This is a genomic window from Sinorhizobium chiapasense, from assembly GCF_036488675.1.
GTDB lineage: Bacteria > Pseudomonadota > Alphaproteobacteria > Rhizobiales > Rhizobiaceae > Sinorhizobium > Sinorhizobium chiapasense.
Window position 1 is genome coordinate 3,459,806 of the sequence record NZ_CP133148.1, and the last position, 25,195, is coordinate 3,485,000.

Genomic DNA, 25,195 nt, shown 5'->3' on the forward strand with positions numbered 1-25,195 from the left:
AAGCCCTAATATCCGGCTTCCAAACTAACTAGGGTCGCACTCATGGCAGAGTTTCCGCAAAAGGCGAAGGTCGTAATCATTGGGCTCGGGGGCATCGTTGGCGCGTCGATCGCGCAACACCTGATCGAGCGTGGATGGGATGATATCGTCGGCATCGACAAATCCGGCATCCCGACCGACATCGGCTCGACGGCGCATGCCTCCGACTTCTGCTACGCGACCAGCCACGATTTCCTGTCCTGTTGGACGACGCTGTACTCGGTCGATTTCTACGAGAAGATGGGCCATTACGCCCGCATCGGCGGCCTCGAGGTCGCGCGCGTCGGCGACGACGGCCGCATGGACGAGATCAAGCGCAAGGTGGCATCGGGCAAGGCCTTCGGCACACGCGCGCGCCTGATCGAACCGGCGGAGATCAAGGAGAAGTTTCCGCTGATCGAGGAAAGCATGGTGCAGGGCGGCCTCTGGGATCCGGACGCCGGCCTCGTCATCCCGCGCTCGCAGACCGTCGCCGGCAAGCTCGTCGACCAGGCTGTCACCGCCGGCAAGCTCCAGGCCTTCGCCAATACGCCAGCGCAGTCCCTCATCGTCAAGGGCGGCCGCATCAAGGGTGTCGTCACGCACCGCGGCACTATCGAGGCCGATTACGTCATCGTCTGCGCCGGTCTCTGGGGCCGGCTGATCGCAGAAATGGTGGGCGAGGACCTGCCGGTCATGCCGGTCGACCATCCGCTCACCTTCTTCGGCCCCTACAACGAATTCGAGGGAACCGGCAAGGAGATCGGTTGGCCGCTTCTGCGCGATCAGGGCAACTCCGCCTATATGCGCGACACCGGCGACCCCAAGACCGCCGAAGGCGGCCAGATCGAGTGGGGCTATTACGAGGAGACGAACCCGCGGCTCTGCCATCCGCGCGAGCTTCTCGAAAAGCATGAGGCCCGTCTTTCGCCCTCGCAGCGCGACCTGGAAATGGAACAGATCCTGGAGCCCCTGGAGCGGGCGATGGAACTGACGCCGATCCTCGCTGAACTCGGCTACAATGAAAGCCACTCCTTCAACGGCCTGCTTCAGGTGACGACGGACGGCGGGCCTTCCGTCGGCGAAAGCCAGAAGGTGAGAGGCCTGTGGTACTGCGTCGCCATCTGGGTCAAGGACGGTCCAGGCTTCGGCAAGCTCGTCGCCGACTGGATGACCGACGGACGCACCTCGATCGACCACAACAAGATCGATTATTCGCGCTTCTACCCGCACATGCTTGAGGAGAAGTTCATCGAGGGCCGCTGCGGCGAGGCGGCGCGGAAGATCTACAATCCGGCTGTCCATCCGCGCGAACCCTATGACACTGGCCGCGGCGTCCGCCGCTCGCCCTTCTGGGAGCGCGAGAAGGAGCTCGGCGGCTACTTCATGGAGCTCGGCGGCTGGGAGCGCGCCCACGGCTACGCCGCCAACGAACACCTGCTCGAGAAATATGGCGACCGCGTTCCGGTGCGTGAAAACGAGTGGGACAACCGCCATTTCTGGCGCGTGTCCAATGCCGAGCATCTCGCCATGAGCGAGGACTGCGGCATGGTGAACCTGTCGCACTTCTACATGTTCGACGTGGAAGGGCCGGATCACGTCGAACTGATGGAATGGATCTGCGCGGCCAGGATCGGCGGCGACGCCAATATCGGCAAGGGCATCTACACCCACTTCCTCGATGACGAGGGCATGGTGCGTGCCGACCTGACCGTCATCCGCATGGCCGACCGCTGCCGTGTGATCGACGGTGCCGACGCCGGCCCGCGCGACTTCCACTATGTGCGCCGGATTGCCGAGGACAAGGGCTTCAACGTGACGGTCACCGACGTCACCGAGAAATACGTGACGATCGGCCTTTGGGGGCCGAACGCGCGCACGGCCCTGCAGAAGGTCGTCGAGAACCCCGAGGGCCTGACGCCGGAAAACTTCCCCTTCGCCGCGATCAAGCCGATCCGGATCGCCGGCAAGGACGTGACCGCATTCCGCATCTCCTATGTCGGCGAACAGGGCTGGGAACTGCACATGGCCTATGGCGATGCGCTGGCCGTCTGGGACGCACTGCGGGCAACCGGCGTGATGGCCTTCGGCGTCGAAACCTATGCCAACAGCCGCCGCATGGAAAAAAGCCTGCGCCTGCAGAACGCCGATCTCCTCACCGAATACAATCTGCTGGAAGCCGACCTCGCCCGCCCGAAGGTCAAGGAGGCCGATTTCCGCGGCAAGGCCAAGCATCTCGAACATCGCGCCCGCCCGCATCAGCCGGCGATGCTCTGCACCCTCGTTATGACGGACAATGTCGATTCCAAGGGTGTCGCCCGCTATCCGGTCGGCATCCTGCCGGTGATCGATCCAGAGACCGGCGAGACGCTCGTCGATGAACTCGGCCGCCGGTCGTTCACGAGCTCGATCGCCTACGGCCCGACGATCGGCAAGAACATCGCGCTTGCCTATCTGCCCTGGTCCTATTGCCAGGTGGGCCGTAAGCTCACGGTGGAATATTTCGGCGAGACCTATCCGGTCGAGGTCGCGGGCGTCGGCTACAAGCCGCTCTACGACCCGGAGAACCTCAAGCCGCGGACCTGAGTCCCCTGCTTTACAGCGTCGGACCGATCTCGACGCAATTGACGACAAGCGAGCCTACTCAAACCGAGCAGGCTCGCTTTTTTTGCGGGGCACAAGGGAGGTGGCTTAGATCGGCCGGTGATTATCTCTCGGCCTTGGCTGAGGCCTTCGCCGCTTCGGCTTCGCCAATTGCCGTGGCGCATTCCTCGCAGCAGACTTCCACGGTCTTGCCGCCGAGCTTGACCTTGATGCTCTGTTGATCAAGCTCGCAATCGCAGGCTGCACAGGTTTTCGGGGTCATGCTGCTCTCCTCTTTCGTCGTTGCTTCGACGCCCACAAGAAAACCATGCCTGCTTGCATTGCGCTGTCAGATCTTTTAGCGACCTGATGCTTCAAACACGACGCGTTTCAACGAAGGCGAAGGGTACGCTGAAATTCGGCCGGCGTGCGACCATAGGCCTGTTTGAAGGCGGAGCTGAAATGGCTGTGGCTGGAAAAACCGAGCTCGAGACCGAGCGCGGTCAGATCATGATACGAACCGAGCAGGTCGAGAGCCCGCGCCAGTCGCAGGCGCAACTGATAGCGGTAAAGCGGCATGGCCTCGACCTGCTGGAAGACCTGGGTCAGGTAGACCGGCGAGACGCCGACCTCTTTCGCCACCTCGCCCAGCGTCCAGCGCCGGCCAAGATCGGCCGAGAGCACCAGCTTCGCCCGATCGACCAGTTTTTCACCGCCATAGGTGCCGGCCGCCCCGTGCGAAGTCCGCTCGCCGAGGGAGCGCCTGATGAGCGTCAGCGTGAGGGTCTCGGCCTCCAGCGTCTCTGCAATGCCGCGACCAAGGCTATAGCGCAACAGTGCGACCAGCGCCTGAGCGCGCGCATCGATCCTCCGGCGCTGCCGCCTGAACGAAACGCTTGCGCCGGAACGCAACTGCGGCTGCGGCGCGAGCTCAGCAAGGATTTCTTCGCTGACTTTCACATCGACACAGGCGTCTCCGCCAGCGATCGGATGGCTGATCCGGTATTCTTCGCCGTGATTGAAGAAAAGCACCTGGTTCGATTCGGCTACGGTATCGCTCCTGCCGACATGCCGCATGAAAACGCCGCGGTATGGGTAGACCAGGCTTGTCGAATGCGCGCATTCCTCCGCACTCTTGCCGCGGCATGATCCGTCGCAGACCACGTCTCGAAGCGTGACGGTCGACGTCGCGAGAATCGTCTGGCACGAAAACTGGGACATGGCGGTCCTGCTCGAGCGGGATGAGGAAAAGTGTATGCAGTTTTCCGCCCGCATCCCGCGTCTCGACTTATTAGAATTGATCACGATGATTTGGGTCGGTTCGAGCCAAATCATCGTGATAATCGCGTTTGTAGAAATCGTTATAGGCAGCCCCGCGGGAGAGGCCAATATCCTTCAACTGATAGTCGGAAAGCTGAAGCAGGTCCAAGCGCCCGCGTCTGGTATCCATCCAACGGGCAAGCCGAGCCAGCAGCCGGAAGGCCATGCTCCGCCCTTCGAGCGCAGCAAAGGCGGGAACCTTCGGCTGCGGCGGAATCAGTTTCGACACGACGTGGGCTTGGTTCAGATAAGCCGAGGTGCTGTTCGACATCGAATGATCTCCTCTCATCGTCTTCGCGAGAGGAATCTGACGGAAGGCCGCGCCCGGCGCTGTCAGATTATTTAGTGATCAGCGCGGATCCACGGGCGGACGGTGGTCGCCCGTTTGCACGAAGGGTTCGGCGGCGGGTGAGGTTGGCGTTTCAACGAACGACCGGAATTTAGCAAATTTTGTCTATCTATTTAATGGATTATTCTGTTCGATAATTTCGTAGTTTTTGCCGATGTGACTTTCGAACGCCGGGCAGACGCGTCGCGGGCTGACCGTGACTTGCTGCCTTCTTCCAGGATCAATCAGGAGATTTCCATGAATAACCCAGTTCTCGCCAACGAGACCATTCCTGAGCCCAACGTTGTGCCGCTGACCGGTCGCGTCGGAGCCGAAATCAAAGGCATCCGCCTTGGCGGAGATCTTTCGGATGCAGCGATCCGGTCCATCAACCAGCTTCTTCTGAGGCACAAAGTGATATTTTTCCGCGACCAGGAGCATCTCGACGATGCCGAGCAGGAGCTGTTCGCGCGGCGCTTGGGCGACCTCGTACCGCATCCCACACAGGGTGCCGTGGCTGGTACGGCCTCCATCCTCAATCTCGATTCCAGTCGCGGCGGCGGCAGGGCGGACCAGTGGCACACCGACGTGACTTTCGTGGATGCCTATCCGAAGTTCTCGGTGCTTCGCGGCGTCGTCATTCCGACTGCCGGAGGCGACACAATCTGGGCAAACACGCACGCCGCTTACGAAAGCCTGCCGGCGCCGCTCAAGCTGTTGGCCGACAATCTGTGGGCCATTCACAGCAATGTTTATGACTACGCCGCCGTGCGTCCGCGCGCCACTGCGGAAGAGAAGCAGCATTTCGAGGAAGTCTTCACATCGACGATCTACGAGACCGAGCATCCTGTTGTGCGCGTCCATCCGGAAACCGGAGAGAGATCCTTGCTGCTGGGCAATTTCGTCCAGCGCCTCGTCGGCCTCTCAAAGAGCGACTCTGTAAAACTTTACGAGGTGTTCCAGTCCTACGTGACGGCCCCGGAAAACACCGTGCGCTGGCGCTGGAAAGCTGGCGACGTTGCCATCTGGGACAACCGCGCCACGCAGCACTATGCGGTCAACGACTATGGCGACCAGCACCGGGTCGTACGCCGCGCCACCGTTGATGGTGACGTGCCTATCAGTGTCGACGGCCGGCGCAGCGTAACCCACATCAAGGCAGCCAAGCCGGCGGCGAAGGCAGCTTGAACTCATCCCCCGGGGACATTATCGCGCCGCGCGCCTTATCAGACGCGCAAAGGACGCTGTAGCACTTTGAGTTGCTGCATGTTTCCTTAAATCGGTTACGATTTAAGGAAACATGCAGTAGCGATCGGACAGAGGAGAAAGGGAAAATGAACGACGACCCTGGACCGAGAAAAGTGGACGCTGAATATGCGATAGAGTACCTCCAGGAAAACCCGGAAGCCGGGCTTTGCTGCGAGAATAACCGCTGCTGGATTACGCCGAATGCAAACGAAACCGATGAGCAGATCCTGCTTCTTGACGTGATTGAGGCTGAGCGGCTCAAGGATGATCCGCGCCTTCGACTCGTGTCTGGAATCGCTCACGCGGGCCGGTCGCTCTGGACCGTTCGGAGAATGACATAGCTATTTGCCGTTCGGAGGTTGAAGATCAGCGGAGCCGGTCGGAGCTTAGTTTGTCGGGGCGCTTCGCCGGCGGCAATCACGGGTCGCCGTCTCCCCGTAAACGGGAGCGCTGGTACATGGTCAGCGCCCACTCCGTTGAAACATCGTTCCGATGGAAAATGTAAACGTTGCCGTCGCTGCCCCTGACCTTGAAGTATCGGTAGTCGGCGCCATGCCACTGATCGATGTTTTCGGTCACTTCGATCGGCCGGCCGTTGAGATAGAATCGGCGAAGCTTTTCGGCGCCGCCTTCCTCGATATAGGTCTCGACGTGAACTTGCATGGCGCGCCCACCGTTGCCACGGCGCCGACTTGTCCATCAAACGAAAAGCGCGAGTCCCGCCTCATGCCAGACGGACCGGGATCTTCCTACGGTAAATTGGACAGATAGTTCAGGATGGCTGAGAAGAAAGGGTGCACAAACCCTGGCCCCGAAAGGATTGGAACCTTCCCGCTTCAGTAGCGAAGACGAAGCCAGGCGCGACGCTCTCACAACGGCTTTGGAACGCCGCGAGCGAGACGAATAGCCGAGGACGGCTGCAGCGCGTCTGAAAAAGACGCGCGGCGCTGTAGACAGCGTGCCGGTACCTTATATGTGCAATGGAGCCGCAGGTGGATGTTGTCGTGACCGCCACAAAATTCCTGCTGATGTTGCCGCTGATGGCGGCCTTCGCCTATATGTCGCTTGTCGGCCTGACATATGTATCGCAGCGCACCCTCCTCTATCCCGGCGCAAGCCGGGCACCGGCTCCAGAGCCCGCGATCTGGGGCGAGACCGTTTCTATCGGCACGCCCGACGGAGAGACGCTTTACGGGCTCTACAGCCAAGGCAAACCCGGCAAGGCGTCGGTGCTGTTCTTTCTCGGCAATGCTGATCGGATCGGCAACTACGACTTCCTCGCAGAGGCGCTGGCCTCACGGGGCATCGGCCTGCTCGCGATTTCCTATCGCGGCTATCCGGGATCGACCGGCACGCCAAGCGAGTCCGGGCTGCTGACCGACGGCCTCGCCGCGTTCGACTGGCTCTTGGAACACTCCGGAAGCGAGATCGTTGTGCTCGGTCAGTCGCTCGGAAGCGGCGTCGCAGTGAATACCGCCCGGCAAAGACCAGCTTCCGCCGCCGTTCTCGTTTCGGCTTACCTGTCGGTCCTGTCACTTGCTCAGGCGCACTACCCGTTTTTTCCGGTCAGCGTTCTTCTCAAGGATCCTTTCCGTTCGGATCTGAGAATAGCAGAGGTGAGGCAACCGAAACTGTTTATCCACGGCCGGCGTGACGCCATCATCCCGCTGTCTTCCGGCGAGGCCCTGTATGCCATTGCTTCCGAGCCCAAGCAGATGCTGATCTACGACGGCTCTGGGCATAACGACCTCTGGCACGCCCGCATGGTCAGCGACATCGTCCGCTTCGTGGAGGCGCTGCAATGACATGACTCTTGCGCCGCAAGCGGCTCGGGCACCGGTCCGAGGGTTCGGAAACCAGCATCCTTCAGGTCCGTTGGGAAGCCATCAAGCCGGATGTTTGTGGATCGGATCGACCCAATAGACTTCATCCGGCTTCTCCACCGGTTCGACATCGGTGATGTTGACCACCACGGCTTCATTGTCGGATCGCACCAGGACACATTCGAGCACGTTGTCGGGATCCGCATTGATTTCCTGGTGCGGGACATAGGGTGGCACGTAGATGAAGTCGCCGGGACCGGCCTCCGCCACATATTCGAGTCGGTCGCCCCACCGCATGCGCGCCTTGCCGCGAACGACGAAGATCACACTTTCAAGATGACCGTGGTGGTGCACGCCGGTCTTGGCATTTGGTTCGATCGCCACGGTGCCAGCCCAGATCTTCTGTGCGCCGACACGGGCGTGGTTGATGGCCGCCTGCCGGTACATGCCCGGCGTCTGGGGTGTGTTGTCATCAAGTTGGTCACCCTTGATGACGCGAACGCCGTCGTGCTTCCACCGATCCTCTCCATCGTGGTGGTCGTGGTGATGGTCGTGATCCGCCATTCTGTATCTCCGTCTCTTGGCATTGGCAGTGCCGCAGTCTGAAGGCGGCACAAGCCACTAGAGCGCCGTGCGTTCAAGTGAACGCACAAAGGACGCTCTAGCACTTTGATTCTAGAGCATCTTATCCGCTTTCAGTGATTCCACTTGAAAGAGGGATGCTCTAGTTTCTCGGCGCAAAGAACATCATGCGCCCTGCTCGCTGCGGCTTCGATGCGCCGTCGAGCAGATCATCCTCTACAATTTCGGTTCCAATGCTCGATCCTCGGTATCGTCGGAGCAGGCGGCATCGGCTTTCTGCTGGCTGACCGTATGCACGCGTTCCGTTGGCCGGAAGCGATCATCTTCCGCATCACCGCCACTGTCTACATCATCGACGCCGTTTCAAGTACGCAAGCCGGCTCAGCGAGCGCCCCAGGTGTCGGTCAGCCGGTAACCCTCGGGCCAGGGATCGGAAGGGTCGAGCATGTGCTGATGAACGCCGGTGATCCAGGCGCGGCCCGAGATTTCCGGCAGGATCGCCGGCCGGCCGCCGACCTCGGTCGTGCCGACGATACGGCCTGCGAAGGTCGAGCCTATCAGCGATACCGCCGTCAGCCTGTCCTCCGGGCCCATCTCGCCGCGGGCGTGCAACACGGCCATGCGTGCAGAAAGCGCCGTGCCGGTGGGCGAGCGGTCGACCTTGCCCGGCTGGATGGCAACGGCCGCTCCGGCGCGCAGGCCCTCCGCCGTGCGCTGCACGGGACCCGCAAAGAGGCAGAAGGAGAAATGCCGCCAGTCGGGATTTTCGGGGTGGTGCAAGCCGAACTGCGCGTTGGCGGCATTGGTGATCCTGACGCCGAGGCGGGCGATGTCATGGGCCTCCTCCGGCTTGAGGCTGAAGCCCATTGCGGCAGCATCGACGATAACGAAGCTGTCGCCGCCATAGGCGGTGTCGACGGTCAGCGTGCCGAGGCCTTCGACCTCGAGCTTTGCGTCCAGCCGCTCCGCAAAGCTCGGCAGGTTCTGCACGAAGATGCGTTCGGCCTTGCCGTTGCGGCATTCGGCGCGGACGCGCACGAGACCGCCCGGTGCTTCGAGCGTGATCTCCGTCACCGGCTCCTGCATCGGAAGGATGCCGCTGTCGAGGAGCACCGTGGAGACGCAGATCGAATTCGATCCGGACATGGGCGGCGTGTCTTCCGGTTCCATGATGATGAAGGCGGCATCCGCCTCCGGGTGCTTTGGCGGAACCAGCAGGTTGACGTGGCGGAAGACACCGCCGCGCGGTTCGTTGAGGACGAAGTTGCGCAAGGTCTGGTCGCGGGCGATCCAGCGGCTCTGTTCCCAGATCGTCTCGCCCGGCGGAGGCGTAACGCCCCCGACGATCACATCGCCCACCTCGCCTTCGGCGTGGGCGGAAATGACGTGAATGGTTTTCGTGCTGCGCATCGCGAACTCCCTTCAGGTTTCAGGATAGCCAGTCCGGCAGCCGCGCCGGAACGCGCCCGGTCAGAGCCGCGGTGATGCAGTCGGCGAGGCTGCCGAAGCGCACCGTGCGGCCGGAAAGGCCGGGCCCATAATGGGCATATTTGCCCGAATTGGTGATCAGCGCGCGGGTTTTGGTCGGGAAGACCGGCTCGGAAATCGAGCACCAGCAAAGATCCGGCAGGACCTGCACGCCGCTCATCTCGAGCCGGCCGAGCGTGCCCTCGCTCCGCGCCTCGGCAATCACCTGGTGCGCGGCCGTGACGATCACCATGACCTCCGGATGCCGCTTGCGCCCACCGAGCGCATCGGCTAGTGCGCGGCATTCGCCAAGCGAGGCATGCGGGCTGCCGATAGCGACGAGTTCCACCTCGTCCGGTCCGTCGTTCAGGCTCGACCAGGCGACGGCCATGTCGGCACGGGTGATGGTCGCGTAGTCGGCGTCTTCGGCGCCCGCGCCATCCGCCTCGGGCGTGACCCCCTCCACATGCAGCATCGGCGCGGCGGAGGTGGTGCCGAAAGCGGCGCAGAGCGCCTTGAGGTCGTCGCGTGTGGGCTGCGCCAGGGCGAGCCCGCGCAGCAGCGGTATGCGATCCGGCGCAACGCGACCGGCGAGATAACCGATCAGCGGCCAGAAAGCGTCGTCCACGTCTTCGGGCAGGTCGACGTCGATCACGCGTCGGGCCTTCCTGTGTTCGTCCAGATAGACGCCGGAGCGCGGCGCGCGTCCGGTCAGCGCGATGCAGAGGTCGAGAAAATCGGGATGCTTCGCCGTCCGTGCGCCGAGCACGCTGTTGGCGAAGATCACAGCATTGGATTCCGCCCAGGCGATGGATTCGCCGGCGCGCGGTGCGCTGTCGAGCAGATAGGGCGAGCAGGTGAAGGTCGGACGGCAGCCCATGCGGACATAAGCGTCGGCCAGTCGCGCCGCCGGGTCGCCGAAGGCGGCCGGAACGCCCTGCGCCTGCCAATTGGCGCGGTCGACCGAAATGGCGTTCATGGTCGTCGGCACGCGGACCTCAGCCCCCATCTCCGCCATCTTCTCGGCGAAAGTCAGGTTCGCCGGACTCGCATAGATGCAGCCGTCGATATGGCCCTGCACCACGTCTACGAGCTTTTCTGCCCCCTGCTGCGCCGCCATGGCGCAGATGATGCGCATGGCCTGCTGGACCGCGACGCCCTCGCGGCCATCCAGCATGGCGCGATCGGTCTCGGAAAGATCAAGCGAGGCCGTAGCCGGTGGTTCGACCGTGATCGTCAGACCATCGGTCTCGATCGCAGTGTCGCTGATCCGCGCTGTCTTTGCTTGCGAAAGCGCCTCAAAGGCCTTGCGCGAGACCCGCAATACCGGCAGCGGCTTGCCGAACATCTCGGCGGCGATCAGTGCTCCGAGGGTCAGGACGTCCTCGGCTTCGCACAATACCAGCGCGGCCGGGGCGCGACCCGTCAGCGCGAGATCGAGCAGGACGCCCGAGCCCGTGCAGGAGCCGCGGCTCGACGGCATCAGCAGGATGCCGCCAGTCAGACAGCTGCCGTGCAGCGGATGGTGCACATCAATTACGCGGCCAGTTGCCGGGTCGACTCCGCCCCAGAAGCTCAGCGCTTCCTCGGTGGCGACAATGGGGCCGCGGGCGGTGCCGGCGAGAATGCTGCGGGCGGAGATCGATCGGGTCATTTTACGACAAATCCATGAGCAAAGGGGTCGCGGTCATCGATGAAGATCGTGTTGATGCCGGTCATCCGCGCCCATCCGGCGATGGAAGGAATGATGGCATCACGGTCGGCGACCTTGGTCGCGGCGTCGACGCGGCCCTTGAACAGCGAGCCGATGATCGATTCATGCACGAACTCGTCGCCGACCTTGAGCTTGCCTTTGGCGGCAAGTTGCGCCATGCGCGCCGAGGTGCCGGTACCGCAGGGCGAGCGGTCGATGGCCTTTTCGCCGTAGAACACGGCGTTGCGCGCATGCGCCTCCGCCTGCGTCGGCTCGCCCGTCCACTGAATGTGGCTGAGGCCCCGGATCTCCGGATGCTCGGGGTGGACGAATTCATATTTGGCGTTCAACGCCGCGCGTAGCTTCGGGCTCCAGCCGACGAGTTCGCCGGCCGTATGGTCGGCCATGTCGCGGAAGTTCTTCTGCGGCTCGACGATGGCATAAAAGTTGCCGCCATAGGCAACGTCGACCACGATTTCACCCAGGCCCTCGACCTCGGCGGTCAACCCCTCGGCATAAAGGAACCCGGGCACATTGGTCAGGCGCACTTCCTCGACGAAGCGCCCCTCCTGGCGATAGGTGATATCGACCTTGCCGGCCGGCGCGTCGATCGACAGCTTGCCGGGTTCGCGCGGCGTGATCAGCCCGTTCTCGATCGCCATGGTGATCGTGCCGATCGTGCCGTGACCGCACATCGGCAGACAGCCGGAGGTCTCGATGAAGAGCACTGCGACGTCGCAGTCCGGTCGCGTCGGCGGGTAGAGGATCGAGCCCGACATCATGTCGTGCCCGCGCGGCTCGAACATCAGGCCCGTGCGGATCCAGTCGAACTCCCTGAGGAAGTGGGCGCGCTTCTCCAGCATGTTGGCCCCCTCCAGTCGTGGCCCGCCGCCGGAAACGAGGCGGACCGGATTGCCGCAGGTGTGGCCGTCGATGCAGGAGAAAGTGTAGGTGGCCATGGTCGGTGCCCTGTCAGAATCTTTGAGGCGAGAAGGGTTGGATGTCGATGGCCGGCCTCTGGCCGGTCAAGAGATCCGCGACGAGCCGGGCAGTCCCCGCCGATTGCGTCAGGCCGAGGTGACCGTGGCCGAAGGCGTAGATCACCTGCGGCGTGGCGCGGGCGCGGCCGACCGCCGGCAAGCTGTCGGGCAGTGACGGGCGGAAACCCATCCACTGCACGCCGCCTTCGCTTTTCAGCCCCGGCAGGAAGGCTTGCGCCTTCTTCAGCATGGCTTCTGCGCGCCGGAAGTTCGGCGGCAGCTTCAAGCCACCGAGTTCGACGGCGCCGCCGACCCGGATGCCGGTCGAAAGCCGCGTGACGACGAAGCCGTGGCCGCCGAAGGTGACCTGGGTGCGCAGGTCAAAGGCGTTCGAGGGAAGCGTTGTATTGTAGCCGCGCTCGGTTTCGAGCGGAATGCGCTCGCCAAGGGTGCGGGCGATACGGTGCGAGAAGGCGCCGGCCGAAAGTACCACGTGGCGCGCGCGCCGCGTCTTGCCGTCCGCCGCCGTCAGTTCGACCCCGCCCTCGACCGGTTTCAGTGCCGTGATCTCGGCGCGTTCGATCGCGCCGCCGCGGGCGCCGAAATGGTCCGCCAGCGCCAGTGTGTAGAGCTTCGGATCGGCGATCGAATACCAGCCGGGCGTGAAGGTGCCGTGGGTGAAGCGCTGTGCGAGGCCGGGCTGGATCTCGCGCATGGCCGAAGCGTCGAGGTGGCGGAACTCGATGCCGTGCTCCGCCCGCGCCTTCCAGCCGGGCAGCGAAGCCTTCAGTTCGGCCTCGCCTTCATAGACCTGAAGATTGCCTTCCTTGCGCAGCATCGGCAAGGTTCCGGTCGCCGCAAGGAAGGGCTCCAGCTCTGCCTTTGACAAGTCCATCATTGCCGTTTGTGCTGCCGTCGAATGCGCCACCCGCTTCGGCGAGCAGGCGCGCCAGAAGCGGAACATCCACGGTGCGATCTGTGCGGCGTAGGTGGGCGGAACGGTCAGCGGCCCGAGCGGGTCGAGCAACCACTTCGGTGCCTTCTTGAGGATACCGGGCGAGGCGAGCGGCAGGATGTCAGTGAAGGCAAAAGCCCCGGCGTTGCCCGCCGAGGCGCCGGCAGCGGGGCCTTCCTGATCGACCACGGTGACCGATAGGCCCCGTGCCTGGGCCGCGATTGCGGCGGAAAGGCCGACAACGCCGGCGCCGATTACAATCACGTCAGGGTGAGCTGCATCCTTCATGATCGCCTCAGTGCGTCGCTGCCAGGAACTTCTGCAGTTCGGGATCCTTCGGAGCGCCGAAGAGCGCTTCCGGCGGCGCGATCTCTGCCATCACGCCCTTGTGGAAAAAAGCCACCCGGTCGGAAACCTCGCGGGCGAACTTCATCTCGTGCGTGACGCAGATCATCGTCATGCCCTCGGAGGCGAGCATGCGCAGCGTGTCCAGCACTTCGCCGACGAGCTGGGGATCGAGCGCCGAGGTCACTTCGTCGAAGAGCATGTATTCCGGCGACATGGCGAGCGCGCGGGCGATTGCCATGCGCTGCTGCTGACCGCCTGACATGCGGGTCGGGTAGACCGAGAGCTTCTCGCCGAGGCCGACATGGGTGAGCTGCTTGACGGCAATCTCCTCAGCCTTCTCCTTGGAAAGACCGAGCACCTTGCGCGGTGCCAGCATGACGTTTTCAAGCACGGTGAGGTGTGGGAAGGCGTTCCACTGCTGAAAGACGATGCCGACCTTGCGGCGCAGCTTGTTGAGGTCGGTCGTCTTGGCGTGGACCTCGGTGCCGTCGACCACAATGCGGCCCGCATCGATCGGCTCGAGGCCGTTGATGCAGGTGAGCAGCGTCGACTTGCCGGAGCCGGAGCCGCCGATGACCGTCACGACTTCACGCTTCTCGACGGTGAGGTCGATGCCTTTGAGAACCTCCAGCGAACCGAAGGATTTGCGGACGTTTTGGATCTCAATCATTGGACCACCGTTTTTCAAGATAACCGCCAAGCCGGGCGATTGGGAAGCTGATGAGGAAGTAGATGGCACCGCAGATCATGAGGATGAGGAGCGGTTCCTGCAGGCGGGTGACGAGCACCTGCGAGGCGCGCAGCAGTTCGATCAGGCCGAGCCAGAGCACGAGCGCTGAGTCCTTCATGACACCCAGCGTCAGTCCGATCCAGGACGGCAGCGAAACGCGGGTGGCGAGCGGTGCCACGATGTAGCGCATGTCCTGCCACCACGTCATGCCGAGTGAGCGGGCGGCGCGCCGTGTCGTCGGAGGCACCGAGGCGATGCCGCCGCGCACGATCTCGGTGCAATAGGCGGCCGTATAGAGCGACAGCACCACGCAGGACGTCGTGAACGGAGGCCAGCCGAGCTTGGCGATTGACTGGAACGCGTTGCCGAGGACCAACTGGATCAGCAGGGGCACCGAGCGGAAGACGTCGAGCACGAAGGTGAGCGGTACCGACCAATAGGCGCCGATCTGGTTGCGCACGACGCCGAAGATGACACCGAGTACGGTGCCGGCCGCGACCGAGACGGCGGTGACCGCGAGCGTCATCAACGCACCCTGTGCGAGAAAGCCGAGGTCACTTATGGTGAGGGCGGTATTGAACATCTCTCACCTCTCTCAGTAGCGGAACAGGCGCGACGCGAGCGCACGCGCCGCCAGCGTCACGGCCTTGGCGATGACGTAGTAGATTACCGCGGCAATGGCGAAGAACTCGAAGGTGCGGAACGACCGCGCGTTCAGCTCCTGGGTGACGCCGGCGAGATCGGAATTCATGCCGACGGTGACGCCGAGGGACGTCATCAGGATCGCCCAGACCATCTGGTTGGTGGCGGGCAGGAATGCAACACGCAGCATCTGCGGCAGGACGATGTAGCGGAAGGCCTGCACCGGGGTCATCCCGAGCGAGCGACTGGCGCGCGTCTGGGTGTCCGGAATGGCCTTGAGCGCCCCGCGGAAATTCTCGGCAAGGTAGCCGGCATTGTTGAAGGCGATCCCGACGAGCAGCGCCGTATAGGGGCTCAGATGGATGCCGAAATTGCCGAGGCCGAAATGGGCCATATAGATCTGGAACAGCGCCGGGGTGTTGCGGGCGATCTCGACCCAGGTGGTGGCAATGCCACCGAGGACGCGGTTCCCCGACAGCCGGCAGGCCGTCAGCGCGAGCGCGAGTGCGAGGCCGATGACCATCGACAGCAGCGCCACCTGCAAGGTGATCAGCGCTCCGTCGAGCATCTGCGGCAGGGCCTTCAGTGCCTGGTTCCAATGGAAGGTATAACTGAACATTTTTCGTCTCGCCTTTTCGGAAACGAATAGCGGCGCGAGGCTACAGCGCCGCGCGTCTTATGAGACGCGCAAAGGACGCTGTAGCACTTTGAATTGCTGCATGTTTTTTCCTTAAATCGACTACGATTTAAGGAAACATGCAGTAGGCCCCGCGCCGCCAGAGAAGCGGCTGATCAGCGATAGACGCCGTTGACCGTCAACTCCGGCATTTCGCCGCCAACCCACTTTTCGTAGAGCTCCTTGTAGCGGCCGGTACGAACCTGCTGATTGATGAACAGGTTGAGGTAGTTGATGAGGCCGTATTCCTCGCGGTTGGTGAAGAGCGCCACGTAGTCGGTGTCGAACGGCGCCTTGCCAACCACCGAAATGCCGGGGAACTTGCCGGTCTTCACATTGGCCTGTGCGACGGTCGAGGTCGACACGGTCGCATCGATCTGCCCCTGGCTCAGCGCAAGGAAGACGTCAGCCTGCGTCTGGTACGGGCGGAACTCGCCGGCGCCCCAGGCCTTGACCTGGTTTTCCAGCGCGATCGCTTCGAACGTGCCTGCCGTGGCACCGACGACCTTGCCCTTCATGTCTTCGAAGGACTTGATGCCCGACTTGTCGTTGGAGGTAACGGCCATTTCGAAGGCGAAGTACGGCATCGTCATGCCCACGGTCTTGGCGCGCTCCAGCGTGTCCGAGGTCGAGGCGACGCCGACGTCAACACGACCCGACATGAGGGCAGGAATGCGCTCCGGGAACGGCGTTTCCACGATCTCTGCCGTTACGCCAAGTGCCTTGGCAAGGTCGTTGCAATAGTCGACATCGAAGCCGATCGGATTGTTGTTCTCGTCGCGAGAACCCATCGGCGGGAAGTCGAGCACAACTGCACAGCGAAGCGTGCCCGAACCAATGATGTCATCGAGTTTGTCGGCATGGGCCGGGCTGGTCAGAGCTGTGGCCGCAACGAGGCCGAACGCGAGCACCGAGGTCTTCATTATCTCTCTCCCTGGAATGGTGTGCCGTCTTACGGCGCGCGCACTATTCCGCATCGGAGACGACAAATCAATCCAAAAAATACAAGTAAAATACAAAAAGTATATAGGCAGATACCTGGACGCAATTAAAGGGAGCTTTCCCTTGTGGAAAAGCTCCTTTTATTGCCCGCACGCCGTTTGCGTCAGCCGAGGAAATCCTCCGGCAGCAGGCCTTCCGGCATGTTCTGATAGGCCACCGGTCGCAGGAAACGTCGAATCGACAGCGTGCCGACGCTGGTCGCTCCGAAATTGGTGGAGGCCGGATAGGGTCCGCCATGCACCATCGAATCGACCACTTCGACCCCGGTCGGGAAGCCGTTGACCAGCACCCGCCCCGCCTTCCGCTCGAGTACCGGGCGCAGGCGCCGGGCCGCGTCCAGGTCGGCGGAATCCATGTGGATGGTCGCGGTCAGTTGTCCCTCGAACCCGCGCGCGAGTTGCTCCATCTCGTCGAGCGAGCCCACCCGGACCACGAGACCGAGCGGTCCGAAGACCTCCTCGCCGAGCGCATGATCCGAGAGGAACTGCGCCCCGGTCGTCTCGAAGAGGTTGGGCGAGGCAGTGCGATCGGACGACGGGGTGACGAGCAGCGGCTTGACGGCGTTGCGGCTGGCAAAGCGCGCCTGCCCGTCATGATAAGCTTTCGCGATGCCGTCGGTCAGCATCGTCTGCGGCGCGACCTTGGCGAGCGCCTCTACGGTGGCGGCCGTGAAGCGGTCTGCGGCAGCGCCATCGACGAGGACGGCGATGCCGGGATTGGTGCAGAACTGCCCGGCGCCCATGGTCAGCGAACCGGCCCAGCCTTGGCCGAGCGCCTCCGCCCGGCTGTTCAGCGCTTCCGGCAGCAGGAACATCGGGTTAACCGAGCCGAGTTCGCCGAAGAACGGGATCGGTTCGGGCCGTGCGGCGCAGAGATCGAAGAGCGCACGGCCACCGGCCAGCGAACCGGTGAAGCCGACAGCCTTGATCATTGGATGCTGCACCACGGCGTGGCCGACTTCACGGCTACCGCCCTGGATCAGCGAGAACACGCCGGGATGGACGCCGGTCTTGCGGATCGCTGCTTCGACGGCTTGGGCGACGATTTCACCGGTGCCGGGATGCGCCGAATGGCCCTTCACGACCACCGGGCAGCCTGCGGCAAGCGCCGCGGCGGTGTCGCCGCCGGCTGTCGAGAAGGCGAGCGGGAAATTCGAGGCGCCGAAGACGGCGACCGGACCGATCGGCCGCTGGATGAGCCGTATCTCCGGACGCGGCGCCGGCTGGCGGTCGGGCATCGCCGCGTCGAAGCGGCGGTCCAGGTGCTCGCCCTTCTCGATGTGGTCGGCGAACAACCGGAGTTGCCCCGTCGTGCGGCCGCGCTCACCCTGCAGCCGCGCCTCGGGCAGGCCGGTCTCCTGGCTGCCGATCTCGGTGATGGCATCGGCACGGGCTTCGATCTCATCCGCAATGGCGCGCAGGAAGGCCGCGCGCTCGGCACGCGAGGAATAGCCAAAGCTCCAGAAGGCCTCCTCGGCCGCCTCGCAGGCGCGGTTCACCAGTTCGACGGTGCCCATGGCAAAATGATGCACCGGGCCGTGGGCCGGGGCGGAGGCGAAGGTACCCGCCCCATCGAGCCATTCGCCGGCGACGAGGTGTTTTCCTTTTGGGGTAAAAACCATCTGACGTTCCTTTCTCATAAAATCGGGCGCTTCGGCAAATATCACCCCCGCGAACGAATTGCACTTGTCGAAACTTTGTATACTGTTTGTATGCATGACATCAACCGCCGCCGGCGGTAGCGACAAGAGGCAATATGATGAGTGAGACCACAACCCTTTCGATCAGTGCGCTGCACGAGTGCGTCGAGACGATCTTCCGCAAGGCGGGGCTCAACAGCGTTCAGGCCGGGGCGCTTGCTCGCGTAATCGTCGCCGGCGAGCGCGACGCCTGCAAATCGCACGGTATCTATCGCATCGAAGGGGCCCTGCGGACGGTGAAGGCGGGCAAGGTGAAACCGGAAGCCGTGCCGGAACTCGAACTGCGGGAGGGCTCGGCGATCGTCAAGGCGAACGCCAGGGGCGGATTTGCCAATCCGGCCTTCGAGCTCGGTCTGCCGGCCCTGGCCGCACGCGCCCGGGCGCTCGGCCTCGCCGCACTCGTCATCAATGATTGCACGCATTTCTCCGCGCTTTGGCCTGAAGTCGAAGCACTGACGGGAGAGGGGCTCGCCGGTCTCGTCATGTGCCCGAGCTATTCGACCGTGGCGCCCACCGGCGGCAACAAGCCGCTCATCGGCACCAATCCCTTCGCCTTCGGCTGGCCGCGCGAAGGCAAGCCGCCTTACGTCTTCGACTTCGCGACCTCAGTAGCAGCGCGCGGCGAGATCGAGTTGCACCGGCGGGCGGGACAACCCTTGCCGGAGGGTTGGGCGATCGATGCGGAAGGCAGGGCTACGACCGATCCTGAAGCCGCGCTGGCCGGGGCCATGTTGCCGTTCGGCGGCCACAAGGGCTCGGCGATCGGAACGATGATCGAGCTTCTCGCGGGCATCATGATCGGCGACCTCACGAGTCCCGAAGTGCTTGATTACCTCGGCACGACCACCTTGGCGCCGTTCCACGGCGAACTCATCATCGCCTTCTCGCCGGAGGCCTTTGCGGCCGGACGACCGGGCAATCCCTTTGCCCGCGCGGAGGTTCTGTTCGACGCGATCGTCGGCCAGGGGGCCCGCCTTCCCTCGCAGCGGCGCTTCGTGGCGCGCGCCAGGTCCGAGGCAGAGGGTGTCGTCCTGACACAGGCCGAGATCGACCAGCTCGACCGGCTCCTCGCCCTTGGCTTGGACGCCGTCGCATAAGATGGGCGCCTGCACCTCTTGAGCCGTGGTCTCAGGCATGCTCGGACCATCAAATTGAGGCGGTCAAACGAAAAGGCCCTCCGATCGGAGGGCCTCTTGTTTTGTGGGCCGATGCGGCGATCAGGCTTTGTACTTCTGTACGGCGCCCGGAAGCTTGCTCCACTCGGCATACCAGGTCTTGAAGAGCTTGAACTGCGCCTCGACATACCCGCGCTGGCTTTCAGACAGCGCATCGGTTTCGTTGAAGTGCAGCGTGTATTCCTTGTCGCCGTTCAGCACCATCATGTGCTTGAAGTAGAGAACCAGATCCGGGCCCTCGTCGAAGGAGGAAAGCACGGCGAGCGCCTGCTCCAGTTCCAGCGCGCGCTGGCGTGCCTCGACATCGCCCTCGGCGGCTGCCCGCGACAGGTTGCACATATGGATGACTTCCTTCGGCAGCACGCAGCCGATGCCGGTGATGGCGCCGGTTGCGCCGCAGTTGACGAAGCCGTGGAACACGGCGGTATCGACGCCGACCATCAGCGAGACGCCGTCGTCACGGCTGGTAATGTTCTCGGCCGCATAGCGCATGTCGGCGGCGCCGCCGAATTCCTTGAAACCGACGAGGTTCGGATGCTCGGCGCGCAATGCGAAGAACAGGTCGGCGCGGGTGGCGAAGCCATAATAGGGGCTGTTGTAGATAACCGCCGGCAAATCCGGAGCGGCCGAAAGAATGGCCTTGAAGTGGTTCTTCTGGGCGGCGATGACCGAGCCACGCGAAAGCACGCGCGGGATGACCATCAGGCCCTTCGCACCGACCTTCTGGGCGTGGGCCGTATGGGCGACGGCGGAAGCGGTGTTGACGGCGCCGGTGCCGACGATGACCGGGATGCCGGCCTTGACCAGACGCTCGACGCCTTCCATGCGCTGTGCGTCGGTCAGAAGCGGCCAGTCACCCATCGATCCGCAATAGACGACGGCGGACATGCCCTCGGCGATCAGCTCCTTGCCCTTGCGCACGAGGGCATCGAAATCGGGGGTGCGGTCGTCCTTGCAGGGGGTCATCAGCGCGGGGATGACGCCGGAGAAAATCGTTGCCTTCATTTGAAACTCCTCATGGCTTGTCGCGGGGACACGTGCGTGCGCGCCGTCATTGGCGCCGCTTCCCTGCCTTTGAAGCGGACAATAGCGTCTTGTATTTTACTTGTCGACATGAAAAATACAGGATCGCTAGAGGGCGATGTCGAGCTTGTTGTTTCGGGTGAACAGTTTCTGCACCTGCTCGACGATCTGCTCTGCATGCGCCTTGCCGAGACGATCCGCCGCCTCGACGTCGCGCGCTTCGATCGCCGCGATGATTTCCGCGTGCTCGTCGACGAAGCGCTGCGGGAACTGTTCCTCGTAGGATTGATAATAGAGGCGGAGGATCCGCCGCCCTTCATCGAGCAACCGGCGGAACAGGCCGGTGAAATAGGGATTGCGGCCGGCTTCCGCGATTGCCGCGTGAAAAGCTGCATTGGTGGCGATCATGGCCAGCGCGTCGCGCGACTGGACGGCCGCGGCATAATCTTCGTGGAAGCCACGAATGACCGGCAAATCTTCCGGACGGTGGTTCTGCGCCGCAAGCCGGGTCGTCACCCGGTACATCAGCACCAACGCCTCGAAGAATGTGTGCAGGTTGAGGAAATCGATGCTCGACACCATCGTCGATCGATTCGGCAAGGTGTCGATCAGGCCCTCTCCTGCCAGCCGCACCAGTGCCTCACGGATCGGCGTGCGGGAGAGCTTGAAGCGCTCGGCCAGCTGCACCTCGTCGATCGGGCTGCCGGGCGGCAGGACAAGATCAAGGATCTCGTCGCGGAGAAGGTCGTAGACCATCTTCACGCCGGAGCCCCGCTTGCGTTCTGGGAGGGAATTGTTGTCAGTGTCGGTCATTTGCAAATCCTCTTGTCGACAAAAGGAATACTTTCCCGCGACAGCAGGATCAACAATTTCCGGGCGGGCCGTAGCGCAGCTTAACAGGAAGTAGACATTCAGCACGCTGCCCCATGCGTCGACACCGCCGTTCGTCGCCACACTTAGAGCGCTTCGCAGTTGCGCCCAAACTTGAAGGGCTGCTTGGAGTCTCAGCTTAAGATTCTCGCTTTTGGCTGCCAAGCGACCACACACGACGTTGTGGCGGCATCTCGGCAGATAATCGATTCCCTCTAGGAATTTTGACGGTTGCACGTTAACATTGCGTCGAGCGACCCCAAGCACCTTATGGAACGTGGTGCCGGAGGCGGATAACCGCTTCAAGTCGAAATACGATAAGCAGATCCACAAATTACCGGGCATCACGAGCGATACCAGATCTGGTCGGCGTCCGAGCCGGCCCTCGATATCGGTCAGCCCGGGAGCAGTGCGATGGCGACCAAAGCCGAGCAGAAGCTGTACCTGTTCGCTCTGAACGCGCTGGTTGGCGGTTCCATGGTCGGCTCAGGCGCCTTCTCGCTCCGGCGGACAGTCGGCATCGCAACAGGGCCGTCTGGCGCAATCATCGCCTACTGCCTTTCTCCTTAAATCGACCTCGATTTAAGGAGAAAGGCATGCAGCAATTTAAAGCGCTACAGCGACCTTTGCGCGTCGATAAGACGCGCGGCGCTGCAGTTGCATTGCCGGATCTTGCAGAGATTGGCCACTCTCATAAAGGAGCATGCCATGACTCGACGCATAATACTCCCCCTCACACTTGCGACTGTCGCCGCCATTGCCATTGGCTGCGCCACCGAACAGAACCAACGCGGCTTGAGCGGAGCTCTGGTGGGCGCCGGAACAGGCGCGGTGGCGGGCCAGCTGATTGGGCGGAACACAACGAGCACGGTCGCGGGCGCGGCTGGCGGAGCTCTGGTGGGGGCCGCGGTCGGGACTGCAACAACCCCGTCTTACAATCGTGGCAACTGCAGATACAGACAACCGGACGGCACAATCATCATCGCGCGGTGCCGGTAAGACCGTCCAGCCTCGCGCTCGCTCTGATGTCGGGCGAGGCGAGCGGATTGCGGTTGAGTGCCCGCGCGGACCGTCCACGTTGAGCTTTCCGAATTGCGCGACAGGTTGCCGCCAACGGTGAAAGAGATATCGCCGTTTGGCGGCTGTCCCTCCGCTGTCGGAGCATCATAATGGGAACGAGCGGCCGGAGCCACGAGGAAGCCATGGCATCTTACGACACCATGCCGAGCAATGGAGGTGGGCCGAGCAATGCAGCTGGCGACCCGAGCGGCCCCCCGGCTTCGGTTCGCGTGGTGCTGGGCGGTGTCATGTTTCTGGCGGGATTGGTCGTCCTGGCGGATGTGGCGTTTGCGCCGATCGTTACTCCGGCCTTCATCGGAACCGCTGCGATCCTGGTCGGCGCATTCGAAATCGTCCACGCCTTCTGGGCGAGACGATGGGGTGGCCTGTCATGGCAGACGCTGCTGGGGGTTCTCTATATCGCCCTCGGCTTGCTGCTCACCGACATCGCCGGATCGAACGTGATGCAGTTCCTGGCATCCTTCGTGACCCGGTCTGCGCGCACACATGAGCTGTTTCAAACCTACGCGATCGGCCTGCTGTTCCTCTTCTCGGGCATCGTCAGAATTCTGCTCGGCGTAAGTCACTGGCGTGAGGCAGGGACCATGATGCTGTCGGGAGTCTTCGGCGCCGGCGCGGGGTTGGTCATCCTGGCCGATTTCCCCAAGATGGCCCTTTGGGTCCTCGCGCTCTTGCTCGGGATCGATTTCCTGGTGCATGGCGTGGCGTGGCTGAGATTTTTCCCTCACCCGAACAAAGGCAGAGACAAGGCGGTATCACCGCCCGTATGACCTGACTGCCGCGACGACCGCGCAAACCACATGATCCGATGTCGCCTACTGGGTGTTTCGTTAAATTGTAGCCGGCTTAAGAGGTAGGCCGATGTAGCAATTCACGGTGCCGGGGCAGGCCGTGCGGGTGTGACGCGGGGCGCGGGCTGTGGCTCTGCACGCCGGGCGCGGTTGGCGAAAGCAAAAAAGGCCCGCGCGCTGCGGGCCTTTTTTAGGAATTGGTTGCGGGGGCAGGATTTGAACCTGCGGCCTTCAGGTTATGAGCCTGACGAGCTACCGGGCTGCTCCACCCCGCGTTATCCTGGGTATTGGTTCGGTGTTGTTATGCCGGTTGCCGGCGTATGTGCGAGAAGATGTTTGTTTGGTTTAATCTTGCGTTTTGCAGACCTGGCAGCGACCTACTCTCCCGCGTCTTAAGACGAAGTACCATCGGCGCTGGGGCGTTTCACGGCCGTGTTCGGAATGGGAACGGGTGCAGCCACCCCGCCAGAACCACCAGGTCGGCAAAGCGCAAGCATTTGCTCCCCGACGGGGAGCAAACTTTAATCGAGAAGCTGGTGAAGTTTTCACTTCGTTTTGAACACGTCTTTGTCTGTGCCTTCGGCCGAAGGCCGCAAGCGCAGAGCGCGTCGCGCCTTTTGGCGCGCGCCGTCCGCAGCGAAGGCCGAAGGCCGACAGCGTGAGGACAAAAAGCTCATCTTCGATGAGCATGAGCAATGGGAACGATCAAGCCGATCGAACGATTAGTACCGGTAAGCTTCATGCGTTGCCGCACTTCCACACCCGGCCTATCAACGTGGTCGTCTTCCACGGTTCTCAAGGGAATACTCGTTTTCAGGTGGGTTTCCCGCTTAGATGCCTTCAGCGGTTATCCCTTCCATATATAGCTACCCTGCTATGCCCTTGGCAGGACAACAGGTCCACCAGAGATATGTCCATCCCGGTCCTCTCGTACTAGGGACAGATCCTGTCAATATTCCTACACCCACGGCAGATAGGGACCGAACTGTCTCACGACGTTCTGAACCCAGCTCACGTACCGCTTTAATTGGCGAACAGCCAAACCCTTGGGACCTGCTCCAGCCCCAGGATGCGATGAGCCGACATCGAGGTGCCAAACAACCCCGTCGATATGGACTCTTGGGGGTCATCAGCCTGTTATCCCCGGCGTACCTTTTATCCGTTGAGCGATGGCCCTTCCACGCGGGACCACCGGATCACTATGACCGACTTTCGTCTCTGCTCGACTTGTCAGTCTCGCAGTCAGGCGGGCTTATGCCATTGCACTCGACGAGCGATTTCCGACCGCTCTGAGCCCACCATCGCGCGCCTCCGTTACTCTTTCGGAGGCGACCGCCCCAGTCAAACTACCCACCATACACTGTCCCGGATCCGGATGACGGACCGCGGTTAGACATCCATGACGATAAGGGTGGTATTTCAAGGATGGCTCCACAAGAACTGGCGTCCCTGCTTCAAAGCCTACCACCTATCCTACACATGCCGACACGAATGCCAGTGTAAAGCTATAGTAAAGGTGCACGGGGTCTTTCCGTCTGACCGCAGGAACCCCGCATCTTCACGGGGAATTCAATTTCACTGAGTCTGCGTTGGAGACAGCGGGGAAGTCGTTACGCCATTCGTGCAGGTCGGAACTTACCCGACAAGGAATTTCGCTACCTTAGGACCGTTATAGTTACGGCCGCCGTTTACTGGGGCTTCGATTCAGAGCTTGCACCCCTCCTCTTAACCTTCCAGCACCGGGCAGGCGTCAGACCCTATACGTCGTCTTGCGACTTCGCAGAGCCCTGTGTTTTTGATAAACAGTCGCTACCCCCTGGTCTGTGCCACCCCATCATGGTTGCCCACAATGAGGTCACGCTTCTTCCGAAGTTACGCGTGCAATTTGCCGAGTTCCTTCAACGCAGTTCTCTCAAGCGCCTTGGTATACTCTACCTGACCACCTGTGTCGGTTTCGGGTACGGTCTATAAGGTGGAGCTATTTCCCGGGACCGCGTCCAGGCCTGGACAATCCAATAAGTCCAGACAAGTTAAGCGATCCGTCACTACCACCAGGCCCACGAATATTAACGTGGTTCCCATCGACTACGCGTGTCCGCCTCGTCTTAGGGGCCGGCTAACCCTGCTCAGATTAACTTTAAGCAGGAACCCTTGGTCTTTCG

General features: G+C 62.4%; 24 protein-coding genes, 1 tRNA gene and 2 rRNA genes (1 of these 27 only partly in view). 8 read left to right on the plus strand and 19 right to left on the minus strand.

The genetic code is table 11. The features are described from left to right. Window positions 1-42: 42 nt before the first annotated feature. Window positions 43-2,604: a GcvT family protein gene (locus RB548_RS16620; protein ID WP_331372343.1), complete on the plus strand. Its 2,562-nt coding sequence runs from the start codon at window positions 43-45 to the stop codon at window positions 2,602-2,604. A gap of 121 nt (window positions 2,605-2,725) precedes the next feature. Here RB548_RS16620 and RB548_RS16625 read toward each other — a convergent pair whose 3' ends face one another. The 3 genes from RB548_RS16625 to RB548_RS16635 all read right to left on the minus strand — a co-directional run bounded on the left by RB548_RS16625 (window position 2,726) and on the right by RB548_RS16635 (window position 4,192). Then, on the minus strand, window positions 2,726-2,884 hold the full coding sequence (locus RB548_RS16625) for a hypothetical protein (protein WP_283964825.1): 159 nt from the start codon (window positions 2,882-2,884) through the stop codon (window positions 2,726-2,728). A 107-nt stretch (window positions 2,885-2,991) separates the two neighbouring features. Beyond that, on the minus strand, window positions 2,992-3,822 hold the full coding sequence (locus RB548_RS16630; RefSeq protein WP_331372344.1) for an AraC family transcriptional regulator: 831 nt from the start codon (window positions 3,820-3,822) through the stop codon (window positions 2,992-2,994). A 70-nt stretch (window positions 3,823-3,892) separates the two neighbouring features. Next, entirely contained in the window at window positions 3,893-4,192 is a 300-nt protein-coding gene (locus RB548_RS16635; protein WP_331372345.1) for a DUF1127 domain-containing protein, read from the minus strand. Between the two features lie 315 nt (window positions 4,193-4,507). On the opposite strand from RB548_RS16635, the gene RB548_RS16640 reads away from it, so the two are divergent. Both RB548_RS16640 and RB548_RS16645 read left to right on the plus strand, forming a co-directional pair. Beyond that, window positions 4,508-5,437 (plus strand): TauD/TfdA dioxygenase family protein, encoded by a 930-nt coding sequence (locus tag RB548_RS16640; RefSeq protein WP_331372346.1) that lies wholly within the window; start codon window positions 4,508-4,510, stop codon window positions 5,435-5,437. 146 nt (window positions 5,438-5,583) lie between these two features. Then, window positions 5,584-5,838, plus strand: a complete 255-nt coding sequence (locus tag RB548_RS16645; RefSeq protein WP_331372347.1) for a hypothetical protein — start codon at window positions 5,584-5,586, stop codon at window positions 5,836-5,838. Between the two features lie 76 nt (window positions 5,839-5,914). Here the strand turns inward: RB548_RS16645 and RB548_RS16650 are convergent, their stop codons facing one another. Next, on the minus strand, window positions 5,915-6,160 hold the full coding sequence (locus tag RB548_RS16650; protein ID WP_331372348.1) for a hypothetical protein: 246 nt from the start codon (window positions 6,158-6,160) through the stop codon (window positions 5,915-5,917). A 341-nt stretch (window positions 6,161-6,501) separates the two neighbouring features. Between RB548_RS16650 and RB548_RS16655 the strand changes: the two genes are divergently transcribed. Beyond that, on the plus strand, window positions 6,502-7,302 hold the full coding sequence (locus RB548_RS16655; RefSeq protein ID WP_331372349.1) for an alpha/beta hydrolase: 801 nt from the start codon (window positions 6,502-6,504) through the stop codon (window positions 7,300-7,302). A gap of 81 nt (window positions 7,303-7,383) precedes the next feature. On the opposite strand, the gene RB548_RS16660 is transcribed toward RB548_RS16655, so the two are convergent. The 10 genes from RB548_RS16660 to RB548_RS16705 form a co-directional block, all read right to left on the minus strand. Then, window positions 7,384-7,884, minus strand: a complete 501-nt coding sequence (locus RB548_RS16660; RefSeq protein WP_331372350.1) for a cupin domain-containing protein — start codon at window positions 7,882-7,884, stop codon at window positions 7,384-7,386. 399 nt (window positions 7,885-8,283) lie between these two features. Continuing rightward, window positions 8,284-9,312, minus strand: a complete 1,029-nt coding sequence (locus RB548_RS16665; protein ID WP_331372351.1) for a trans-3-hydroxy-L-proline dehydratase — start codon at window positions 9,310-9,312, stop codon at window positions 8,284-8,286. A gap of 19 nt (window positions 9,313-9,331) precedes the next feature. After that, window positions 9,332-11,023 carry a cis-3-hydroxy-L-proline dehydratase gene (gene lhpI / locus RB548_RS16670; protein WP_331372352.1) on the minus strand — a complete coding sequence of 564 codons (1,692 nt, stop codon included), beginning with the start codon at window positions 11,021-11,023 and terminating at the stop codon, window positions 9,332-9,334. After that, the gene (locus tag RB548_RS16675; protein WP_331372353.1) at window positions 11,020-12,021 is read right to left on the minus strand and encodes a 4-hydroxyproline epimerase; all 1,002 of its coding nucleotides are present in this window, start codon (window positions 12,019-12,021) and stop codon (window positions 11,020-11,022) included. Before RB548_RS16675 ends, lhpI begins: the two co-directional genes overlap by 4 nt. Before the next feature lie 13 nt (window positions 12,022-12,034). Further along, complete coding sequence (locus tag RB548_RS16680) at window positions 12,035-13,285, minus strand: NAD(P)/FAD-dependent oxidoreductase (protein WP_331372354.1); 1,251 nt, start codon at window positions 13,283-13,285, stop codon at window positions 12,035-12,037. Window positions 13,286-13,292: 7 nt separating this feature from the next. Next, window positions 13,293-14,015, minus strand: coding sequence for an amino acid ABC transporter ATP-binding protein (locus RB548_RS16685; RefSeq protein ID WP_331372355.1), 723 nt, complete (start codon window positions 14,013-14,015; stop codon window positions 13,293-13,295). Further along, a complete protein-coding gene (locus tag RB548_RS16690; RefSeq protein WP_331372356.1) occupies window positions 14,008-14,658 on the minus strand; it encodes an amino acid ABC transporter permease in 651 nt (216 codons plus the stop codon). The genes RB548_RS16685 and RB548_RS16690 overlap by 8 nt, the downstream gene beginning before the upstream one ends. Window positions 14,659-14,670: 12 nt before the next feature. Continuing rightward, window positions 14,671-15,336: an amino acid ABC transporter permease gene (locus tag RB548_RS16695; protein WP_331372357.1), complete on the minus strand. Its 666-nt coding sequence runs from the start codon at window positions 15,334-15,336 to the stop codon at window positions 14,671-14,673. 173 nt (window positions 15,337-15,509) lie between these two features. Next, window positions 15,510-16,316: an ABC transporter substrate-binding protein gene (locus RB548_RS16700; protein ID WP_331372358.1), complete on the minus strand. Its 807-nt coding sequence runs from the start codon at window positions 16,314-16,316 to the stop codon at window positions 15,510-15,512. Between the two features lie 182 nt (window positions 16,317-16,498). After that, window positions 16,499-18,016: an aldehyde dehydrogenase (NADP(+)) gene (locus tag RB548_RS16705; RefSeq protein WP_331372359.1), complete on the minus strand. Its 1,518-nt coding sequence runs from the start codon at window positions 18,014-18,016 to the stop codon at window positions 16,499-16,501. 137 nt (window positions 18,017-18,153) lie between these two features. Between RB548_RS16705 and RB548_RS16710 the strand changes: the two genes are divergently transcribed. Next, complete coding sequence (locus RB548_RS16710) at window positions 18,154-19,191, plus strand: Ldh family oxidoreductase (RefSeq protein WP_331372360.1); 1,038 nt, start codon at window positions 18,154-18,156, stop codon at window positions 19,189-19,191. Between the two features lie 120 nt (window positions 19,192-19,311). Here the strand turns inward: RB548_RS16710 and RB548_RS16715 are convergent, their stop codons facing one another. Further along, window positions 19,312-20,274 (minus strand): dihydrodipicolinate synthase family protein, encoded by a 963-nt coding sequence (locus RB548_RS16715; RefSeq protein ID WP_331372361.1) that lies wholly within the window; start codon window positions 20,272-20,274, stop codon window positions 19,312-19,314. Between the two features lie 126 nt (window positions 20,275-20,400). After that, window positions 20,401-21,105 carry a GntR family transcriptional regulator gene (locus RB548_RS16720; RefSeq protein ID WP_331374998.1) on the minus strand — a complete coding sequence of 235 codons (705 nt, stop codon included), beginning with the start codon at window positions 21,103-21,105 and terminating at the stop codon, window positions 20,401-20,403. 471 nt (window positions 21,106-21,576) lie between these two features. Here RB548_RS16720 and RB548_RS16725 point away from each other — a divergent pair, with 471 nt between their 5' ends. From RB548_RS16725 to RB548_RS16735, 3 genes are all read left to right on the plus strand, one after another. Next, complete coding sequence (locus RB548_RS16725; RefSeq protein ID WP_408642379.1) at window positions 21,577-21,732, plus strand: hypothetical protein; 156 nt, start codon at window positions 21,577-21,579, stop codon at window positions 21,730-21,732. A gap of 138 nt (window positions 21,733-21,870) precedes the next feature. After that, complete coding sequence (locus RB548_RS16730) at window positions 21,871-22,161, plus strand: glycine zipper 2TM domain-containing protein (RefSeq protein ID WP_331372362.1); 291 nt, start codon at window positions 21,871-21,873, stop codon at window positions 22,159-22,161. A 203-nt stretch (window positions 22,162-22,364) separates the two neighbouring features. Next, complete coding sequence (locus RB548_RS16735) at window positions 22,365-23,012, plus strand: HdeD family acid-resistance protein (protein ID WP_331372363.1); 648 nt, start codon at window positions 22,365-22,367, stop codon at window positions 23,010-23,012. 219 nt (window positions 23,013-23,231) lie between these two features. Here RB548_RS16735 and RB548_RS16740 read toward each other — a convergent pair. The 3 genes from RB548_RS16740 to RB548_RS16750 form a co-directional block, all read right to left on the minus strand. Then, a tRNA-Met gene (locus RB548_RS16740) sits at window positions 23,232-23,308 on the minus strand. An 89-nt stretch (window positions 23,309-23,397) separates the two neighbouring features. After that, window positions 23,398-23,512: ribosomal RNA gene (gene rrf / locus RB548_RS16745) — 5S ribosomal RNA — on the minus strand. A gap of 222 nt (window positions 23,513-23,734) precedes the next feature. Further along, a 23S ribosomal RNA gene (locus tag RB548_RS16750) occupies window positions 23,735-25,195 on the minus strand (it continues 1,440 nt past the right edge of the window).

What these genes read in the sequence shown, in the direction of transcription:
- RB548_RS16715 (WP_331372361.1), bottom strand. Translation starts at nt 20,274, where the DNA reads ATGAAGGCAACGATTTTCTCCGGCGTCATCCCCGCGCTGATGACCCCC.
- RB548_RS16680 (WP_331372354.1), bottom strand. Translation starts at nt 13,285, where the DNA reads ATGAAGGATGCAGCTCACCCTGACGTGATTGTAATCGGCGCCGGCGTT.
- RB548_RS16635 (WP_331372345.1), bottom strand. Translation starts at nt 4,192, where the DNA reads ATGTCGAACAGCACCTCGGCTTATCTGAACCAAGCCCACGTCGTGTCG.
- RB548_RS16695 (WP_331372357.1), bottom strand. Translation starts at nt 15,336, where the DNA reads ATGTTCAGTTATACCTTCCATTGGAACCAGGCACTGAAGGCCCTGCCG.
- RB548_RS16710 (WP_331372360.1), top strand. Translation starts at nt 18,154, where the DNA reads ATGAGTGAGACCACAACCCTTTCGATCAGTGCGCTGCACGAGTGCGTC.
- RB548_RS16675 (WP_331372353.1), bottom strand. Translation starts at nt 12,021, where the DNA reads ATGGCCACCTACACTTTCTCCTGCATCGACGGCCACACCTGCGGCAAT.
- RB548_RS16630 (WP_331372344.1), bottom strand. Translation starts at nt 3,822, where the DNA reads ATGTCCCAGTTTTCGTGCCAGACGATTCTCGCGACGTCGACCGTCACG.
- RB548_RS16730 (WP_331372362.1), top strand. Translation starts at nt 21,871, where the DNA reads ATGACTCGACGCATAATACTCCCCCTCACACTTGCGACTGTCGCCGCC.
- RB548_RS16685 (WP_331372355.1), bottom strand. Translation starts at nt 14,015, where the DNA reads ATGATTGAGATCCAAAACGTCCGCAAATCCTTCGGTTCGCTGGAGGTT.
- RB548_RS16625 (WP_283964825.1), bottom strand. Translation starts at nt 2,884, where the DNA reads ATGACCCCGAAAACCTGTGCAGCCTGCGATTGCGAGCTTGATCAACAG.
- RB548_RS16725 (WP_408642379.1), top strand. Translation starts at nt 21,577, where the DNA reads ATGGCGACCAAAGCCGAGCAGAAGCTGTACCTGTTCGCTCTGAACGCG.
- RB548_RS16700 (WP_331372358.1), bottom strand. Translation starts at nt 16,316, where the DNA reads ATGAAGACCTCGGTGCTCGCGTTCGGCCTCGTTGCGGCCACAGCTCTG.
- RB548_RS16660 (WP_331372350.1), bottom strand. Translation starts at nt 7,884, where the DNA reads ATGGCGGATCACGACCATCACCACGACCACCACGATGGAGAGGATCGG.
- RB548_RS16735 (WP_331372363.1), top strand. Translation starts at nt 22,365, where the DNA reads ATGGCATCTTACGACACCATGCCGAGCAATGGAGGTGGGCCGAGCAAT.
- RB548_RS16640 (WP_331372346.1), top strand. Translation starts at nt 4,508, where the DNA reads ATGAATAACCCAGTTCTCGCCAACGAGACCATTCCTGAGCCCAACGTT.
- RB548_RS16645 (WP_331372347.1), top strand. Translation starts at nt 5,584, where the DNA reads ATGAACGACGACCCTGGACCGAGAAAAGTGGACGCTGAATATGCGATA.
- RB548_RS16620 (WP_331372343.1), top strand. Translation starts at nt 43, where the DNA reads ATGGCAGAGTTTCCGCAAAAGGCGAAGGTCGTAATCATTGGGCTCGGG.
- RB548_RS16705 (WP_331372359.1), bottom strand. Translation starts at nt 18,016, where the DNA reads ATGGTTTTTACCCCAAAAGGAAAACACCTCGTCGCCGGCGAATGGCTC.
- RB548_RS16650 (WP_331372348.1), bottom strand. Translation starts at nt 6,160, where the DNA reads ATGCAAGTTCACGTCGAGACCTATATCGAGGAAGGCGGCGCCGAAAAG.
- RB548_RS16665 (WP_331372351.1), bottom strand. Translation starts at nt 9,312, where the DNA reads ATGCGCAGCACGAAAACCATTCACGTCATTTCCGCCCACGCCGAAGGC.
- lhpI (WP_331372352.1), bottom strand. Translation starts at nt 11,023, where the DNA reads ATGACCCGATCGATCTCCGCCCGCAGCATTCTCGCCGGCACCGCCCGC.
- RB548_RS16720 (WP_331374998.1), bottom strand. Translation starts at nt 21,105, where the DNA reads ATGACCGACACTGACAACAATTCCCTCCCAGAACGCAAGCGGGGCTCC.
- RB548_RS16690 (WP_331372356.1), bottom strand. Translation starts at nt 14,658, where the DNA reads ATGTTCAATACCGCCCTCACCATAAGTGACCTCGGCTTTCTCGCACAG.